This window comes from Streptomyces sp. NBC_00989, from assembly GCF_045162655.1.
Lineage (GTDB): Bacteria > Actinomycetota > Actinomycetes > Streptomycetales > Streptomycetaceae > Streptomyces.
This window is the reverse complement of sequence record NZ_CP108728.1, coordinates 10,608,105-10,623,340: the sequence shown is the minus strand read 5'-3', so window position 1 is coordinate 10,623,340 and position 15,236 is coordinate 10,608,105. Positions and strand designations below refer to the sequence as shown.

Genomic DNA, 15,236 nt, shown 5'->3' with positions numbered 1-15,236 from the left:
GAACGGGCCGACCAGCAGTGCAGCTACGCCCGCTTGTAAACAGGCGCCCGCTTCTCCGCAAAGGCACGAGCCCCTTCCTTCGCATCAGCGGTGTCGAACACCGGCCACCCCCGCTTGAGTTCGGCCGCAAGCCCCTCCGTCTCGGTCAGCTCCGCCGTCTCATACACCGACGCCTTGACCGCCTCAACCGCCAACGGCCCGCACCCATTGACGAGTTCGGCGATCTCCAACGCCTTGGCAAGCGCCGTACCGTCCGCCACTACATGTCCGACGAGACCGACGTCCGCCGCCTCCCGCGCGCTGTACGGACGCCCGGTCAGCAACATCTCCAGGGCATGCGTACGCGGAATCTGCCGCTGGAGACGGACAGTTGAGCCACCGATCGGAAAGAGTCCGCGTTTGACCTCGAACAGCCCGAACGTCGCGGACTCCCCCGCGACCCGGATATCGGTGCCCTGGAGAATCTCCGTACCGCCGGCCACGCAGTACCCCTCGACGGCGGCGATCACCGGCTTGCGCGGCCGATGGTGGCGCAACATCGCCTTCCAGTGCAGGTCAGGGTCGGCGGTGAGCCGGTCCCGGTACTGCTGCCCCTCCATGCCCTTCCCGGCCAGCGCCTTGAGATCCATACCCGCGCAGAACGCACCCCCCGCGCCGGTCAGCACGATCGAGCGGATCGCGTCGTCCTCGTCGGCCTCGATCCAGCCGTCGTAGAGGCCGACCAGCATCGGCAACGAGAGCGCGTTCTTCGCCTCGGGCCTGTTGAGCGTGAGCACCAGTGTGGCGCCCTCGCGCCGCACGGTCAGGTGTTCCGTACCGCCCATTGCCGTCCTCCCGTCGCCGTACCGCCTCCGGAACGAGAACAGGTTGCAGGAGCCGCCCTGCCAGTACAAGGGGTTTCTGACACTCAGTCAGATTTCTTCTGCGCGGACCCTTCACAGTTGCCGCGCCCTTTGCTCTGATGACCGGCGAACCGACGTCAGGAGGAGTGGTGGAGTACAACATTGCCGACCTGTTCGAGTCGGTCGTCGACGTGGTCCCGGACCGCGAGGCGCTCGTGTACATCGACCACCCGGGCACGGGCGCGGAACGTCGCCTGACCTACGCGGAGTTGGACGCGTCCGCGAACCGCATCGCCCATCATCTGATCGACACCGGGATACGTCCGGGCGAGCACCTGGGGCTCCATCTCTACAACGGCATCGAGTACTTGCAGACGGTGCTGGGCTGCCTCAAGGCACGGGTCGTACCGGTCAACGTCAACTACCGCTATGTCGAAGAGGAGTTGGTGTACCTCTACCAGGACGCCGACCTCGTGGCGCTGGTCTTCGACACGGAGTTCATCGAGCGGGTGGCGGCCGCGCTGCCGCGTGTGGAGCGACTGCGGCACCTGGTACGGGTGGGACCGGCGCGGGCGGACGGACCGGACGTACCCGCCGTGGCCTTCACGGACGCCGAAGCGACCGGGTCTCCCGAGCGCGGGTTCCCGGCGCGGTCGGCGGACGACCAGTTCATCATCTACACCGGCGGCACGACCGGGATGCCCAAGGGCGTGATGTGGCGCCAGGAGGACCTGTTCTTCTCGGGGCTCGGCGGCGGCGCGCCGACCGGTGAACCTGTCAAGAAACCCGAGGAGTTGGCCGAGCGGGTCGCGGCCGGCGGGGCGGGGATCACCTTCTTCCCCACTCCCCCGCTGATGCACGGCACGTCCACGCTCACCGCGTTCATCGGCTTCAACTTCGGCCAACGCATCGTGATCCACCGCAAGTTCGTGCCGGAGGAGGTGCTGCGGACCGTCGAGAAGGAGAAGGTCACCAGCATGTCCCTGGTCGGCGACGCGATGCTGCGCCCGCTGATCGACGCCCTCAACGGGCCCATGAAGGGCACCGACTGCTCGTCGATGTTCAGTGTCTCGTCGTCGGGCGCGATCATGTCGGAGACGGTGCGCCGGCAGTTCCAGGAGCTGCTCCCGAACACGATGCTGCTGAACAACTACGGCTCGTCCGAGTCCGGCTTCAACGGCACGGCGACGGCCGACTCCGGGGCCGGGAAGTCTTTCCGCATCCGCGTCAACTCCCGTACTCAGGTCGTCGATCCGGCTACGTACGAGCCCGTCGCCGTCGGTGAGATCGGCCGGGTCGCCCAGTGCGGTCACGTGCCGCTCGGCTACTACAACGATCCGAGGAAAACCGCCGAGACCTTCTTCGAGAAGGACGGCCGGCGATGGGTCCTGCTCGGCGACATGGCGACCGTGGACGAGGAGGGCGTCGTCACCGTTCTCGGCCGTGGCTCGCAGTGCATCAACACCGGTGGGGAGAAGGTCTATCCGGAGGAGGTCGAGCAGGCGCTCAAGTCGCATCCGGATGTCTACGACGCACTGGTGGCCGGGGTGCCGGACGTGCGGTGGGGCAACCATGTGGCCGCCGTCGTACAACTGCGCGCGGGTGCCGTACGGCCGTCGCTGGACGAGATCCAGACGCACTGCCGCACCCACCTCGCCGGCTACAAGATCCCGCGCCAACTGGTGATCGCGGAGTTGATCCAGCGGTCGCCGAGCGGCAAGGCGGACTACCGGTGGGCGCGGGAGGTGGCAGTCACCGCAGATCAGTGAGTCAACAGTGGGTCAACGCGCGGGCCAGATTGAACTGACGGTAGCGTGCGGCCGTACCGATGGTGACGAATCTGGTGGCCCGGGCCAGGTCCGCCGTGCCGTCACCGGGCTCAGCACGGAAGGACGTTCGGGTGCCGCTCTTCACTCGCTCTCACCCACTGCCGGATCAGCAGGCCTCTGGGGAGACCGACCCGACAGCGGCGACGGAGGCCGCGAAATCGCCCGAACAACAGGACCCACCCGAGCCGAACACATCAGCCGAGCCGACCGACTTGGACGACGCGTCCGAGTCGGCCGAAGCACCCGACTCGACAGTCTCCTCTGCCGACGCGCCCGACGCACCTGAATCGGCCGAGTCGACCGAATCAGGGAAATCGACCGAGCTGGCTGAGTCCGCAGAGTCGACTGAGCCTGTTGGGCCCACCGAGCCCGCAGAGTTGGCCGAACCCGCCGACTCTGCCGATGAGCCGTCTCAACTCCCTCCCCGCGCGGGCTGGTTCGGCTGGCGCCGTCGTTACCCGCGCACCTCCCGTGCCGTCGGGGTGGGCACGAGTGTGCTGGCCGGTGCGCTGCTGCTCGTCGCGCTCGTCGTGCCCGACCGTCTCGACCGGATGACGTACCAGTCGTTCCTCCGCCTCCCCGTGGAGCTGATCGTCCTCGCGGTCGTGCTGCTCGCGCTGCCGTCACGGGCCCGGCGGATCACCGCCGTCGTCCTGGGCGCGTTCGTGGGGTTGTCCACCGTCCTGAAGTGCCTCGACATGGGCTTCTACGAGACCCTCGCGCGGCCTTTCGACCTGGTCTTCGACTGGGTCCTGTTGAGCGACGCCGCGGACTGGATGAAGGACTCGTTCGGCCGCTCGGGCGAGGTGCTCGCGATCATCGGCGTGATCGTCCTGCTGGTCGGTGTGCTCATCGCGAGCGCACTCGCGATGGTGCGACTGGCGGACGTGATGGCCAGGCACCGCCCCATGGCCGTACGCACCACACTTGTCCTCGGTGTTGTGTGGATCATGTGCTTCACCCTGAGCGTGCAGGTCGGCGGTGTCACGCTCGCCACCAAGGGCTACAGCCAGTTCCTCAGCAACCGTGTGCAGTACGTCCGCGACGGTCTGGGGGACGCCGACGTCTTCAAGAAGCAGCTCGCCGTCGACGCCTTCGCGAAGACCCCGCCCGACCAGCTGCTGACCGGACTGCGCGGCAAGGACGTGCTGTTCACCTTCATCGAGAGCTACGGTCGGGTCGCGCTCGACGACCCGACGATGGCACCGGAGATGGACAAGACGCTCACGGCTGGCGACTCCCGGCTCAAGGCGGCCGGCTTCTCGTCGCGCAGCGCGTGGCTGAGGTCGCCCGTGACGGGCGCGGGCAGCTGGCTCGCGCACTCGACGTTCCTGTCCGGCCTGTGGATCAAGAACCAGCAGCGGTACCGGACCGTGACCACCAGCACCCGCGCGACCCTCACCAGCTACTTCCAGAAGACCGGCGCCTGGCGCACGGTCGGCATCGTCCCCGGGGTGCGCAAGTCCTGGCCCGAGGGCAAGTACTTCGGCCTCGACAACATCTACGACTCGACCCATCTCGGCTACAACGGCCCGTACTTCAGCTGGACTCCGGTGCCCGACCAGTTCAGCCTGGAGTCCTTCGAGAAGCTGGAGTACGGCAAGAAGAACCGCGACCCGATCATGGCGGAGATCATCCTCGCCTCCAGCCACAACCCCTGGTCCCCCATCGCCCACACGATCCCCTGGAACCAGCTCGGGGACGGCACGATCTTCAACCAGATCAAGAAGGAGGGCACGAACCCGACGGAGGTCTGGAAGAGCGCGAAGCGTGTGCGGACCGAGTACCGCAAGGCCATCCAGTACTCCGTGGACAGCCTGACCCAGTGGGTCCAGCGCTACGGCAACAAGAACACCGTCCTCGTCTTCCTCGGCGACCACCAGCCCGTCCCGACGGTCACCGGCGGCACCGCCGACCGGGACGTGCCGATCACCATCGTCGCCCACGACCCGAAGGTGCTGGACAAGATCTCCAGCTGGGGCTGGACGGACGGCCTCAAGCCGGCCGACAGCGCACCGGTGTTGGGCATGGACAAGTTCCGGGACCGCTTCATGACGGCGTACGCGAAGTGACCTGTTCCCCTACAAGGAACGCTTCCACGGCGGCGAGGAACTCCTCCGGCCGGTTCTCGTGCACGAGGTGTCCTGCGTCGACAGTCACCAGGCGCGCGTCGGGGATCCGTTCGGCGAGCACGGCGACCCGGTCCTGAGGAATCCCGCTGGTGGGGCCACCCGCGATCACCAGCGTGGGCATGGTGATCCGCCCCATGTGGTCCCACCACATGGGGTCGGGGTCGTTCGCTGTGGCGTCGGTCGCCTCGATCATGGCCCAGTCGAACGGCAGCTCCCCCACAGGTCGTTCGGTGGGAGGCCGTGGCGGATCGAAGGCGATCGGCGCGGGCACGTCCTCCAGAACCAGCCGCCGTACGACGCCGGGCGCCTCCTGCGCGAGCAGGTACGCGACGATGCCGCCCAGGGAGTGCCCTACGACGTCGACGCGTTCGATGCCGAGGGCGGTGAGGAGGGCGAGCATGTCGTCCCGCATCGCCTCGTAGGCGTATGCCTCCGCCGTGGCACCCGGCTCGGTGCCGGGCCAGTCGCTGGTTCCGTGGCCGCGCAGGTCGGGGGCGAACACGTGGTGCGGGACGGCTCCGGTGGCGAGTCTTTCCGCGATCGGCGTCCAGTCGGTGCCGTCGGCGCCCCGGCTGTGGAGCAGAAGAACGGGCGGCGCGTCTTCGGGGCCCCAGGCGCGGCAGGCGAGGGTGATGCCGTTCGCTTTGACGGCGCGGATCTCGGTGTCCATGCCGGGAACGTAGCCGGTGGGCCGCCGAGTCGTCCTCCTACTCTGCCGAGGGCAGAGACCCGCTCCTCCCGTCGAGGAACGCGGTGACGCGGCGCACGAACCACTCCGGGTCGTCGAGCCACGGATAGTGCCCGGCACCCGGCTGGACCGCCGACTCGGCGTCGCGGAAGACGCCGGCGGCACGGCGGGCGAGGTCGGGCCGGGGACCGCCGTCCAGCTCGCCCGCGAGGACCAGGACGGGTGCGGGCAAGTCCGCGAGGGCGGCCCGGGTGGCGTCCGGGTCGAAGGCACCCTCGGAGAAGTACAGGTCGGCGGCCTCGTCGTTGCACTGCTCGTCGGCAAGCGCGGAGTGCTTCTCGGCCACGGCGTCCCAACGGCCGTAGAAGAAAGGCTCGAAGACCGGGTCGAAGGCGCCCTCGCCCGCCAACCACGCCTCGAACGGCGGGAACGCGCCCTCGAACCACGGCTCACCCTTCCGTAGCCGTGCGGCGGCGAGTCGGTCCTCGGGCGTGGCCGACATGTCCAGTGCCCACGGGGTGGCGGTGATGAGGGTCAGCCGTGCGACTCGCTCGGGATACCGGGCCGCGTACAGCATCGCGAGGCTGCCGCCCGCCGAGTGGGCGAGCAGATCCATATGGTCCAACCCCATGTGGGCGCGCAACACTTCCACGTCATCGACGAGTCGGTCGCAGCGGTAGGACGTCCGGTCGGCCGGCACCGCGGAGTCGCCGGTGCCCCGGAGATCGAGCAGGATCAGCCGACGACGCGCGGCCAGCCCACCCAGATCGCCGAGGTATGTGGAGGCCCGCATGGGCCCTCCGGGCAGAACGACCAGCGGCTCGCCCTCACCCCGGACGTGATAGGCGAGTTCGGTGCCGTCGGCAGCGATGAAGGTCGGCATGCGGCTGATCCTCACCGCCAACCGGGCCGCACCGCAAGGCAGTTCCTCAGAGGGCGATGGAGCGGTGGGCCGGCGCCACGTCGACGATCTGCTCGGCGAACGCGGCCACCGCCTCTTCCGCGGCCCGGCGGTCGGCGCCGTAGAAGAGAATCTCGATGCGCTCTATCTCGCGGCTGAGTTCCTCAACTCGCGCCATGGAGACGGGTGGTGGCAGGAGTACCGGACGAAGATCCACGCGCCCATTCCGCCGGGCGGCGCGTCGAGAAAGTGGGGCCGGACCTCTTGCCTCGGTGGGCGGCGGGCTGGATTACTGTTCCCACATGCGTCGACCGAATGATCGGTCGCCCGAAATGGCACGATTGATGGAAGGGCGCGCCCATGGCGGACGCGGCGGAGCTGCTCGACTCGGGGGAACGGCTCGACCAGGACGCACTCAGGACACTGCAGTTGGAGCGGCTACGGGCCTCGCTCCGGCACGCCTACGTGAACGTGCCCTTCTACCGCCAGTCCTTCGACACGGCCGGAGTGCACCCGGACGACTGCCGCACGCTCTCCGACCTCGCCCTTTTCCCGTTCACCACCAAGGCGGACCTGCGCGAGAACTACCCGTTCGGCATGTTCGCCGTCCCCGAGGACCACATCCGCCGTATCCACGCGTCGAGCGGCACCACCGGACGCCCCACAGTGGTCGGCTACACGGAGAACGACCTTTCCATGTGGGCCGACATGGTGGCCCGTTCCATCCGCGCCGCGGGCGGTCGGCCCGGTGACAAGGTGCATGTGGCGTATGGCTATGGGCTGTTCACCGGTGGTCTGGGCGCCCACTATGGTGCCGAGCGACTGGGTTGTACGGTCATCCCCGCGTCCGGCGGTATGACGGCCCGCCAGGTGCAGATCATCCAGGACTTCAAGCCCGAGATCATCATGGTCACCCCGTCCTACATGCTCACCCTCCTCGACGAGTTCGTGCGGCAAGGGGTGGATCCGCGCGGCACCTCTCTACGGGTCGGCATCTTCGGGGCGGAGCCCTGGACCGAGCAGATGCGGCGGGAGATCGAGGAGCGGTTCGCGATCGACGCGGTCGACATCTACGGGCTGTCGGAGGTGATCGGTCCGGGTGTCGCGCAGGAGTGCGTGGAGACCAAGGACGGGTTGCACATCTGGGAGGACCACTTCTTCCCGGAGGTAGTCGACCCGATCACCGGGGAGGTCCTGCCCGAGGGCGAGAAGGGCGAGTTGGTGTTCACCTCCCTCACCAAGGAGGCCATGCCGGTGATCCGTTACCGCACCCGGGACCTGACCCGCCTCCTCCCCGGCACCGCCCGACCTGCGTTCCGGCGCATGGAGAAGGTCACCGGCCGCAGCGACGACATGGTGATCCTGCGCGGGGTGAACCTGTTCCCCACCCAGATCGAGGAGATCGCCCTGCGCACCCCGGGCGTCGCACCCCACTTCCAACTCCGACTCACCCGCGAGGGCCGCCTCGACGCCCTCACGGTACGGGCCGAAGCACGCCCCGACGCCGGCTCCGAGACCCGGGAGGCGGCGGCCCGCGCCATCACCACCGCGGTGAAGGACGGCATCGGTGTCTCGGTCACGGTCGAGATCGTGGAGCCCGAGTCGCTGGAGCGCAGCGTGGGCAAGATCCGCCGCATCGTGGACCTGCGGACGCCCTGACGCAGCCCTCACCTCACCCGTCATACACATCGACATTCTTCGAATCGTAGGTGTCGACCTATACTTCGGACCCATGGCGGAGACTGCGACCTCACCCGATCCCGACCTGGTCGGCGCGTTGCGGGCGCTGTCGAACCCGATGCGGTTCCAGCTGCTGCAGTGGTTGCGTGAGCCCGAGCGCCACTTCTCCCTGGAGGGCGCCATAGCCGACCCTGTCGAGGTCGGTGTGTGCGTGACCCACATACAGGCCCGGGCCGGGCTGGCCCAGTCGACGGTGTCGGCCTATATGGCGGAACTCCAGCGGGCCGGTCTGGTGCAGGCGACGCGGGTCGGCAAGTGGACCCACTACCGGCGTGACGAGCAGCGCATCGCCCACTTGGTCGCCGAACTGGGACGCGCCCTCTAGCCGAACACCCAACTCCACTTGCCCACCACGCACTTGCTTCTCATATCGAGATTCTGCGATATTTCGATGTGTATCCGTCGGCGTCGTTCGCGCGTCACACACGAGGGGTTGTTCCATGAGCGGTATCGAGGGCCTGGAACTGGGCACGTTCGGGATCTACACGTTCGACTTCGAGTACCAGCCGGCCGCGCAGGTGCGCGAGTCGGTGCAGGGCCTCGAGGAGCAGGGGTGGCGGGCGCTGTGGATTCCCGAGCTGCTAGGTCGGGACGCGTTCACGCACGCCGGTTATCTGCTCTCCTGCACGGAGCGGATGCACGTCGTCAACGCCATCGCCCGCATCACGTCGCGCGAGGCACGGTGGGCGTACGGCGCCGCCCTCCTCCTCGCCGACGCCTATCCGGACCGGCATGTGCTCGGCCTGGGACTCGGTGGGACACCTCAGCCGGGCACCAAGCCGCTGGCAGCCATGACCGAGTACCTCGACGCCATGGACGCCCTGGCCACGGAGACACCCAACCCCACGCCCAAAACCCCCCTGCGCCGCATCCTGGCCGCGTACGGGCCCAGAATGCTGGAGCTGGCCCGTGACCGCACGGGCGGCGCGAAGACCTATCACGTCAACGTCCAACACACCGCCCAGGCACGGGAGATCCTCGGTCCGGACGCCTTCCTGGCCGTGGAGCACGCGGTGTTGTTCGAGGCGGACCCGGACACGGCACGCGCGATCGCACGCGACCATCTGCACGGCTATCTCAACACCCCATACAACATCGCGAAGTTCCGCCGCCTGGGCTACGCCGAGGAGGAGATCACCGGGGGCGGCAGCGACCGGCTCGTCGACGACTTCGTGTTCTGGGGCGACCTGGACACCATCGTGGGGAAGCTCCACGGCCATGTGGAGGCCGGCGCCGACCACGTCGCCGTACAGGTGATCGGGATCGAGCCGGGCAGTTCGGCGATGCCGTACTGGCGCGCGCTCGGGGAGGCGTTGCTTCCCGTGCGGTGAGGCGTCTCACGGGACACTTCCGCCTGCTCAGCCAAGCCCCAGCAGCTCCGCCAGATTCCCGCCCAGCACCCGGTCGCGCACCTCGCCCGGAGACGTGACGCGTTCCACCGTCGTGCGCGCGACGACCGGGTCCCCGTAGGGCGCGTCCGAGCCGGAGAAGGTGCGGGTGGGGAGTTCGTGGATGGCGAGGCGGACGGCGAAGACGATGTTCGCGGTGGAGAGTTCGAGGTGGAGGTTGGGGGTGGCGCGGGCCAGCTCGATGGCCAACATCCAATGGGCTCCGGCCAGTTGGCTGATGACCAGCGGCACCTTCGGGTAGCGGGCGGCCAGTTCGGCGAGTGTGCGCACGTCCGCCGCGGTCGTGGGCGCGGCGCCGTGGACGACCACGGGGAGGCCGGTGTGGTCGTGGGCCGCCCGGAGCACCGGTTCGACGAGGGCCGCCCGATTCGGGGGCGGGGTGAGTTCCCCGATGCCGTACAGCCCGCGGCCGGTCACCTCGCGCTCCACGCGGGTCGCGGTCTCGGCGTCGGGACGGCCGAGAGGGACGGAACCGAAGCCGAGGAAGCGGTCGGGGTGTTCGGTGAGGGCCTCGTGCAACTCCCGCAATGCCAGGGCGAATCCGTCGTCGCCGGAACCGCCGGCCAACGCCCTTTCCAGGGCGCCTATTTCGTGGCGGAGGGAGTCCAGGTCGGTGGACCGTTCCGGGTGGGCGCGGGCGGGGAACAGCACCGTGCGGTCCACGCCCACGTCGTCGAGCGCCAACAGGTGGGCGTCCAGCGGGTCGTGGACATGCCTGTGGGCGTCGAGAATCATGTGTGCCTCCCTGCGCGGGCCGGCCGCCCGGCGGAATGCGGGCGGCGGGAGCCGGTGCTGAGCCCTGACACCGTTGGAAGGTCAAGTCGGAGAAGGGTACGGACCTGTGCTGATCGGGGAGCTGGCCGAGCGGACGGGAACCAGCGACCGACTGCTGCGCTACTACGAGCGGGCGAGGCTGCTACGCCCGGCGCGGCTGCCCAACGGCTATAGGGAGTACGCCGATTCGGACACCGCCGCCGTACTCCGCATCCGCGCACTCCTCGCCGCCGGGCTGCCCACCCGGGTCATCCGGCAGGTACTGCCCTGCACCACGGACTAGGCGGCCGTACAGCCCTGCCCGGGTGTACTCGACGCGCTGCGTGCCCAGTTGAGCGATCTCGACCGCCGTGCCGTCGAACTCGCCCTGGCCCGTGAGGTGTTGCGGGACACGATCGCGGGAGCGGCGGCACGCACGGACCCGGCTCCCGGCTCCCGGCTCCCGGCTCCCGGCTCCCGGCTCCCGGCTCCCGGCTCCCGGGTGAGAGTGCGCAGGCGCGCGGTTGAGAACGCTCAGGGTCCCGACCGGGAACGCTCAGTCGGCGAACCGCTCCCGCAGCTCCCGCTTGAGGATCTTTCCGCTGGCGTTGCGCGGCAGCTCGTCCACGAACACGACCCGCTTGGGCGCCTTGAAGTGGGCGAGCTTCTCCCGCGCGTGGTCGATGAGTTGGGCCTCCGTGACCTCGCCGCGCGGGACGACGACCGCGGTGACGGCCTCGATCCAGCGGTCGTCGGGAAGGCCGATCACGGCGACCTCGGCGACGCCCTCGTGGGTGTAGAGCACGTCCTCGACCTGGCGTGAAGCGACCAGTACGCCACCGGAGTTGATGACGTCCTTCACCCGGTCGACGACGGTGAAGAAGCCGTGGGCGTCCCGCACCGCCAGGTCGCCGGAGTGGAACCAGCCGTCGCGGAAGGCCGCGGCGGTCTCCTCGGGCTTGTCCCAGTACCCCTCGCACAACTGCGGTGAACGGTAGACGACTTCACCGGACGTGCCGTCGGGCACCTCCTTGCCGTCCTCGTCGACCACCCGCGCGTCCACGAACAGGACGGGCCGGCCGCAGGAGTCCATCCGGCCCTTGTGCTCGTCGGGGCCCAGGACCGTGGCCAGCGGACCGATCTCGCTCTGCCCGAAGCAGTTGTAGAACGCCAGCTTGGGGAGCCGCTCGCGCAGCCGCTCCAGGACGGGCACCGGCATGATCGACGCCCCGTAGTACGCCTTGCGCAGCCCGCTCAGGTCGCGGGTCGCGAAGTCGGGCCGGTTCGCCAGGCCGATCCACACCGTGGGCGGGGCGAACAGACTGTCCGCGCGCCCGGCCTCGATCAGGTCGAAGAGCCGGTCGCCGTCGGGCGCGTCGAGAATGATGTTGGTCGCCCCGACCGCCAGGTACGGCAGCAGGAACACATGCAGCTGCGCCGAGTGGTAGAGCGGCAGCGAGTGCACGGGCCGGTCCCCCGCGCTCAGGTCCAGGGCGGTGATCGCGCTCAAGTACTCGTGTACCAGGGCCCGGTGGGTCATCATCGCGCCCTTGGGCAGCGCGGTCGTGCCCGAGGTGTAGAGCAACTGCACCAGGTCGTCGGTGCGCGGCTCCGGCCCGTCGTACGGCGACGCGGACGCCAGCCGCTCCAGCAGCGAACCGTCCGCGTCCCGCAGCGGCAACGTCCGTACGTCGTCGGAGAGTCGGCCGGCGAGGTCGGGATCGGTGAGCACCAGCGTGCTGCCGGACTGGCCGACGATGTACGCGAGGTCGTCGCCGGTGAGGTTCTGGTTGACCGGCACGTGTACGAGGCCCGCGCGGGCGCAGGCGAGGAAGCCGATCAGATAGGCGTCCGAGTTGTGGCCGTAGGAGCCGACCCGGTCGCCCGGCGCGAGGCCCTGGTCGAGGAGCACGCTCGCCGCGCGGGAGACGGCGTCGTCGAGTTCCTCGTACGTCCAGGAGCGCTCGCCGTAGTCCACCGCCACGCGTGCGGGAGTGCGCCGGGCACTGCGCCGCAGTATCCCGTCAACCGTGCTGCCCTGTCCGGTCGTCATGACACATGATCCTCGGGCCGCCACCCGGGCAGGTCAAGCGGACGGGTCGGGGGCCCGTCCCACATAGGCCGAGACCACATGGGCCGGGGCCACACCTCTCCCTACCGGGTGCTGGCCGCACCCACATGTGCCCCTCTCACACAGGCCGCGTACGCCCCTCCCAGTACGGGTCCCGAAGCCGCCGCTTGTACAGCTTGCCGTTGGGGTCGCGGGGCATCTCGGTGATGAAGTCGACGCTCTTGGGCCGCTTGTAGCCGGCGAGTTGCTCGGCGCAGTGGTCGAGGAGGGCGGTGGCCAGGGCCGGGCCGGGGTCGTGGCCAGGGGCCGGTTCGACGACGGCCTTGACCTCCTCGCCCCACTCGTCGTGCGGGATGCCGAAGGCCGCGGCGTCGGCGACCGCGGGATGGGCGAGGAGCACGGACTCGATCTCGGCCGGGTAGATGTTGACGCCGCCCGAGATGATCATGTCGATCTTGCGGTCGCGGAGGAAGAGGTAGCCGTCCTCGTCGAGAATGCCGAGGTCGCCGACGGTGAAGAAGTCGCCGATGCGGTTCTTCTTCGTCTTGGCCTCGTCCTTGTGGTAGGCGAAGCCGCCGGTGCTCATCTTCATGTACACCGTGCCGAGTTCACCGGGCGGGAGTCGGTTGCCGTCGTCGTCGAAGACCGCGAGTTCGCTGATGGGCCAGGCCTTGCCGACCGTGCCGGGCTTCTTCAGCCAGTCCTCGGCGGTCGCGAAGGAACCGCCGCCCTCGCTGGCCGCGTAGTACTCCTCCACACAGTGGCCCCACCAGTCGATCATCGCCCGCTTCACATGGTCGGGGCACGGGGCTGCGCCGTGTATGGCGTGCCGCATGGACGAGACGTCGTAGCGCGCCCGTATGTCCTCGGGGAGGGCGAGGAGGCGGTGGAACTGGGTGGGGACCATATGTGTGTGGGTGCATTTCTCGCGGTCGATGAGGCGGAGCATCTCCTCCGGGGTCCACTTGTCCATCAGGACCAGGCGGTGCCCTATGTGCAGGCTCGCGCCCGCGAATTGGAGGACGGCCGTGTGGTAGAGCGGTGAGCAGACGAGGTGCACGTTGTCGTCGAAGGGCTTGATGCCGAAGATGGCGAGGAATCCGCCGAGGTACGCCGACTCGGGCGGCTTTCCGGGCAGGGGGCGGCGGATACCTCGGGGGCGGCCGGTGGTGCCGGAGGTGTAGTTCATGACCCAGCCCAGCGTGCGGTCCGTGGGCGCCGACTCCGGTTGTCCGTCGAGGAGTTCGGCGTACGGCCGGAAGCCCTCGACCGTGCCGACCGCGTACCGGTGGGTGGCGGGCAGGCCTGCCTCGTCGGCTGCCTGGCGGGCGGGTTCGGCGAACCGCTCGTGCGCGATGAGCACCTTCGCGCCGGAGTCGGCGACGATCCAGGCGATCTCGGGTGCGACGAAGTGGTGGTTGACGGGGACCAGGTAGAACCCGGCCTGGGTGGCGGCGAGATGGGCCGTGAAGAACTCGACGCCGTTGGGCAGGACGACCGCGAAGGCGTCGCCGCGTTCGAGTCCGGCGGCGCGCAGACCGTGGACGAGTCGGTTGGTGGCGGCGTGCAGTCGCCCTGCCGTCCACACCTCGCCGTCGGGCGCGACGAGGACCTCACGGTCGGGGTCCTGAGCCGCCTGGGCCCAGAAGCCGGCGGGGGGTGTGCTCACGCCCTGTGTGGTCTCACCCTGGGTGCTCACTGGCCGCTCCTTCCGGCGATGCGGTTGATGCGGTCGACGGCGTGCTCGAAGCCGCGGGTGAGGTCGTCGAAGACGGCCTGGACACTGCGTTCGCTGTTCATGCGGCCGACGATCTGGCCGACGGGGGTGCCGAGCAGTGGGTCGATCTCGTACTTCTGGATGCGTGAGACGGCCTCCGCGACCAGCAACCCCTGGAGGGGCATGGGGAGGGTGCCCGGGCCGTCCGTGCCGTCCCAGGCGTCGGTCCACTCGGTGCGCAGCTGACGGGCCGGTTTCCCGGTCAGGGCGCGGGAGCGGACGGTGTCGCCGGACCCGGCGGCGAGCAGTTTGCGGGTCAGGGCGGGCGAGTGCATATCGGCCTCTGTGGTGGTCAGCCATATGGAGCCCAGCCACACACCTTGGGCGCCGAGACTGAGCGCGGCGGCCACCTGCTGCCCGCTGCCGATGCCGCCTGCGGCAAGGACCGGCAACGGGTCCACGGCCTCGACGACCTCGGGCGTGAGCACCATGGAGGCGATCTCGCCGGTGTGGCCGCCCGCCTCGTAGCCCTGGGCCACGACGATGTCGATGCCGCCCTCCGCGTGCTTGCGGGCGTGCCGGGCACTGCCCGCGAGTGCGGCGACGAGCACATTGCGGTCATGGGCGCGGGCGACGACATCGGCCGGTGGGGATCCCAGCGCGTTGGCGAGCAGCTTGATCGGGTAGTCGAAGGCGACATCGAGCTGGTTGCGGGCGACCTGTTCCATCCACCCGGTGATGCGCCAGCCGGACACCTCGCCCTCGGCGAGTTCGGGCACGCCGTACTTGGCCAGGGTCTCGGTGACGAACTGCCGGTGCCCTTCCGGGATCATCGCCTCGACCTCGGCCTCGGTGACGCCTTCCACCTTCTTCGCCGGCATGACGACGTCCAGGCCGTACGGCATCCCGTCGACGTGCGCCTCCAGCCAGTCGAGGTCGCGCTTGAGGTCGTCGGGGGCCGTGTAGCGGACCGCGCCGAGCACTCCGAAACCGCCGGCCCGGCTGATGGCCGCGGCGACGGCGGGGAACGGCGTGAAGCCGAAGATGGCGTGCTCGACTCCCAGTTTCTTGCTCAACTCCGTCTGCATGGGCGCAGAATGCCGCAGTCCTCCGGACGACGGAAGGCCTTTTCTGATGCTCCGTCAGATTTTCTC

Annotated in this window: 13 protein-coding genes and 1 pseudogene; 6 read left to right on the top strand and 8 right to left on the bottom strand. The window is 69.1% G+C overall.

All coding sequences use genetic code 11. From position 1 onward, the window contains the following. Window positions 1-23: 23 nt before the first annotated feature. On the bottom strand, window positions 24-824 hold the full coding sequence (locus OG714_RS47875; protein WP_406130756.1) for a crotonase/enoyl-CoA hydratase family protein: 801 nt from the start codon (window positions 822-824) through the stop codon (window positions 24-26). Window positions 825-991: 167 nt separating this feature from the next. On the opposite strand from OG714_RS47875, the gene OG714_RS47870 reads away from it, so the two are divergent. Together OG714_RS47870 and OG714_RS47865 are read left to right on the top strand one after the other, a co-directional pair. After that, window positions 992-2,611: an acyl-CoA synthetase gene (locus OG714_RS47870; RefSeq protein WP_406130754.1), complete on the top strand. Its 1,620-nt coding sequence runs from the start codon at window positions 992-994 to the stop codon at window positions 2,609-2,611. A gap of 437 nt (window positions 2,612-3,048) precedes the next feature. Then, window positions 3,049-4,743 (top strand): sulfatase, encoded by a 1,695-nt coding sequence (locus OG714_RS47865; protein ID WP_406130752.1) that lies wholly within the window; start codon window positions 3,049-3,051, stop codon window positions 4,741-4,743. Here OG714_RS47865 and OG714_RS47860 read toward each other — a convergent pair. From OG714_RS47860 to OG714_RS47850, 3 genes and pseudogenes are all read right to left on the bottom strand, one after another. Next, window positions 4,721-5,473 (bottom strand): annotated as a pseudogene (locus tag OG714_RS47860) (alpha/beta fold hydrolase); the annotation flags it as partial. The gene OG714_RS47865 and the pseudogene OG714_RS47860 overlap by 23 nt on opposite strands. A 37-nt stretch (window positions 5,474-5,510) precedes the next feature. Further along, complete coding sequence (locus tag OG714_RS47855) at window positions 5,511-6,374, bottom strand: alpha/beta fold hydrolase (protein ID WP_406130750.1); 864 nt, start codon at window positions 6,372-6,374, stop codon at window positions 5,511-5,513. Window positions 6,375-6,420: 46 nt separating this feature from the next. Continuing rightward, window positions 6,421-6,609 (bottom strand): hypothetical protein, encoded by a 189-nt coding sequence (locus OG714_RS47850; protein ID WP_406130748.1) that lies wholly within the window; start codon window positions 6,607-6,609, stop codon window positions 6,421-6,423. A gap of 143 nt (window positions 6,610-6,752) precedes the next feature. Here OG714_RS47850 and paaK point away from each other — a divergent pair, with 143 nt between their 5' ends. From paaK to OG714_RS47835, 3 genes are all read left to right on the top strand, one after another. Then, window positions 6,753-8,051, top strand: a complete 1,299-nt coding sequence (gene paaK, locus OG714_RS47845; protein WP_406130746.1) for a phenylacetate--CoA ligase PaaK — start codon at window positions 6,753-6,755, stop codon at window positions 8,049-8,051. A 73-nt stretch (window positions 8,052-8,124) separates the two neighbouring features. Next, the gene (locus OG714_RS47840) at window positions 8,125-8,457 is read left to right on the top strand and encodes an ArsR/SmtB family transcription factor (RefSeq protein WP_406130744.1); all 333 of its coding nucleotides are present in this window, start codon (window positions 8,125-8,127) and stop codon (window positions 8,455-8,457) included. Between the two features lie 115 nt (window positions 8,458-8,572). Then, on the top strand, window positions 8,573-9,463 hold the full coding sequence (locus tag OG714_RS47835; RefSeq protein WP_406130742.1) for a TIGR03620 family F420-dependent LLM class oxidoreductase: 891 nt from the start codon (window positions 8,573-8,575) through the stop codon (window positions 9,461-9,463). 27 nt (window positions 9,464-9,490) lie between these two features. Here the strand turns inward: OG714_RS47835 and OG714_RS47830 are convergent, their stop codons facing one another. Continuing rightward, complete coding sequence (locus OG714_RS47830) at window positions 9,491-10,276, bottom strand: amidohydrolase family protein (protein ID WP_406130740.1); 786 nt, start codon at window positions 10,274-10,276, stop codon at window positions 9,491-9,493. Window positions 10,277-10,382: 106 nt separating this feature from the next. On the opposite strand from OG714_RS47830, the gene OG714_RS47825 reads away from it, so the two are divergent. After that, window positions 10,383-10,598 carry a MerR family transcriptional regulator gene (locus tag OG714_RS47825; RefSeq protein WP_406130738.1) on the top strand — a complete coding sequence of 72 codons (216 nt, stop codon included), beginning with the start codon at window positions 10,383-10,385 and terminating at the stop codon, window positions 10,596-10,598. A gap of 252 nt (window positions 10,599-10,850) precedes the next feature. Here the strand turns inward: OG714_RS47825 and OG714_RS47820 are convergent, their stop codons facing one another. From OG714_RS47820 to OG714_RS47810, 3 genes are all read right to left on the bottom strand, one after another. Then, the gene (locus OG714_RS47820) at window positions 10,851-12,347 is read right to left on the bottom strand and encodes an acyl-CoA synthetase (protein ID WP_406130737.1); all 1,497 of its coding nucleotides are present in this window, start codon (window positions 12,345-12,347) and stop codon (window positions 10,851-10,853) included. A gap of 136 nt (window positions 12,348-12,483) precedes the next feature. Next, a complete protein-coding gene (locus OG714_RS47815) occupies window positions 12,484-14,064 on the bottom strand; it encodes an acyl-CoA synthetase (protein WP_406130735.1) in 1,581 nt (526 codons plus the stop codon). Beyond that, window positions 14,061-15,170, bottom strand: coding sequence for a nitronate monooxygenase (locus OG714_RS47810; protein ID WP_406130733.1), 1,110 nt, complete (start codon window positions 15,168-15,170; stop codon window positions 14,061-14,063). The genes OG714_RS47815 and OG714_RS47810 overlap by 4 nt, the downstream gene beginning before the upstream one ends. Window positions 15,171-15,236 lie beyond the last annotated feature (66 nt).

Excerpts from the sequence above, each read along its gene's own strand:
- OG714_RS47830 (WP_406130740.1), bottom strand. The coding sequence starts at position 10,276 with ATGATTCTCGACGCCCACAGGCATGTCCACGACCCGCTGGACGCCCAC.
- OG714_RS47855 (WP_406130750.1), bottom strand. The coding sequence starts at position 6,374 with ATGCCGACCTTCATCGCTGCCGACGGCACCGAACTCGCCTATCACGTC.
- paaK (WP_406130746.1), top strand. The coding sequence starts at position 6,753 with ATGGCGGACGCGGCGGAGCTGCTCGACTCGGGGGAACGGCTCGACCAG.
- OG714_RS47875 (WP_406130756.1), bottom strand. The coding sequence starts at position 824 with ATGGGCGGTACGGAACACCTGACCGTGCGGCGCGAGGGCGCCACACTG.
- OG714_RS47835 (WP_406130742.1), top strand. The coding sequence starts at position 8,573 with ATGAGCGGTATCGAGGGCCTGGAACTGGGCACGTTCGGGATCTACACG.
- OG714_RS47810 (WP_406130733.1), bottom strand. The coding sequence starts at position 15,170 with ATGCAGACGGAGTTGAGCAAGAAACTGGGAGTCGAGCACGCCATCTTC.
- OG714_RS47820 (WP_406130737.1), bottom strand. The coding sequence starts at position 12,347 with ATGACGACCGGACAGGGCAGCACGGTTGACGGGATACTGCGGCGCAGT.
- OG714_RS47840 (WP_406130744.1), top strand. The coding sequence starts at position 8,125 with ATGGCGGAGACTGCGACCTCACCCGATCCCGACCTGGTCGGCGCGTTG.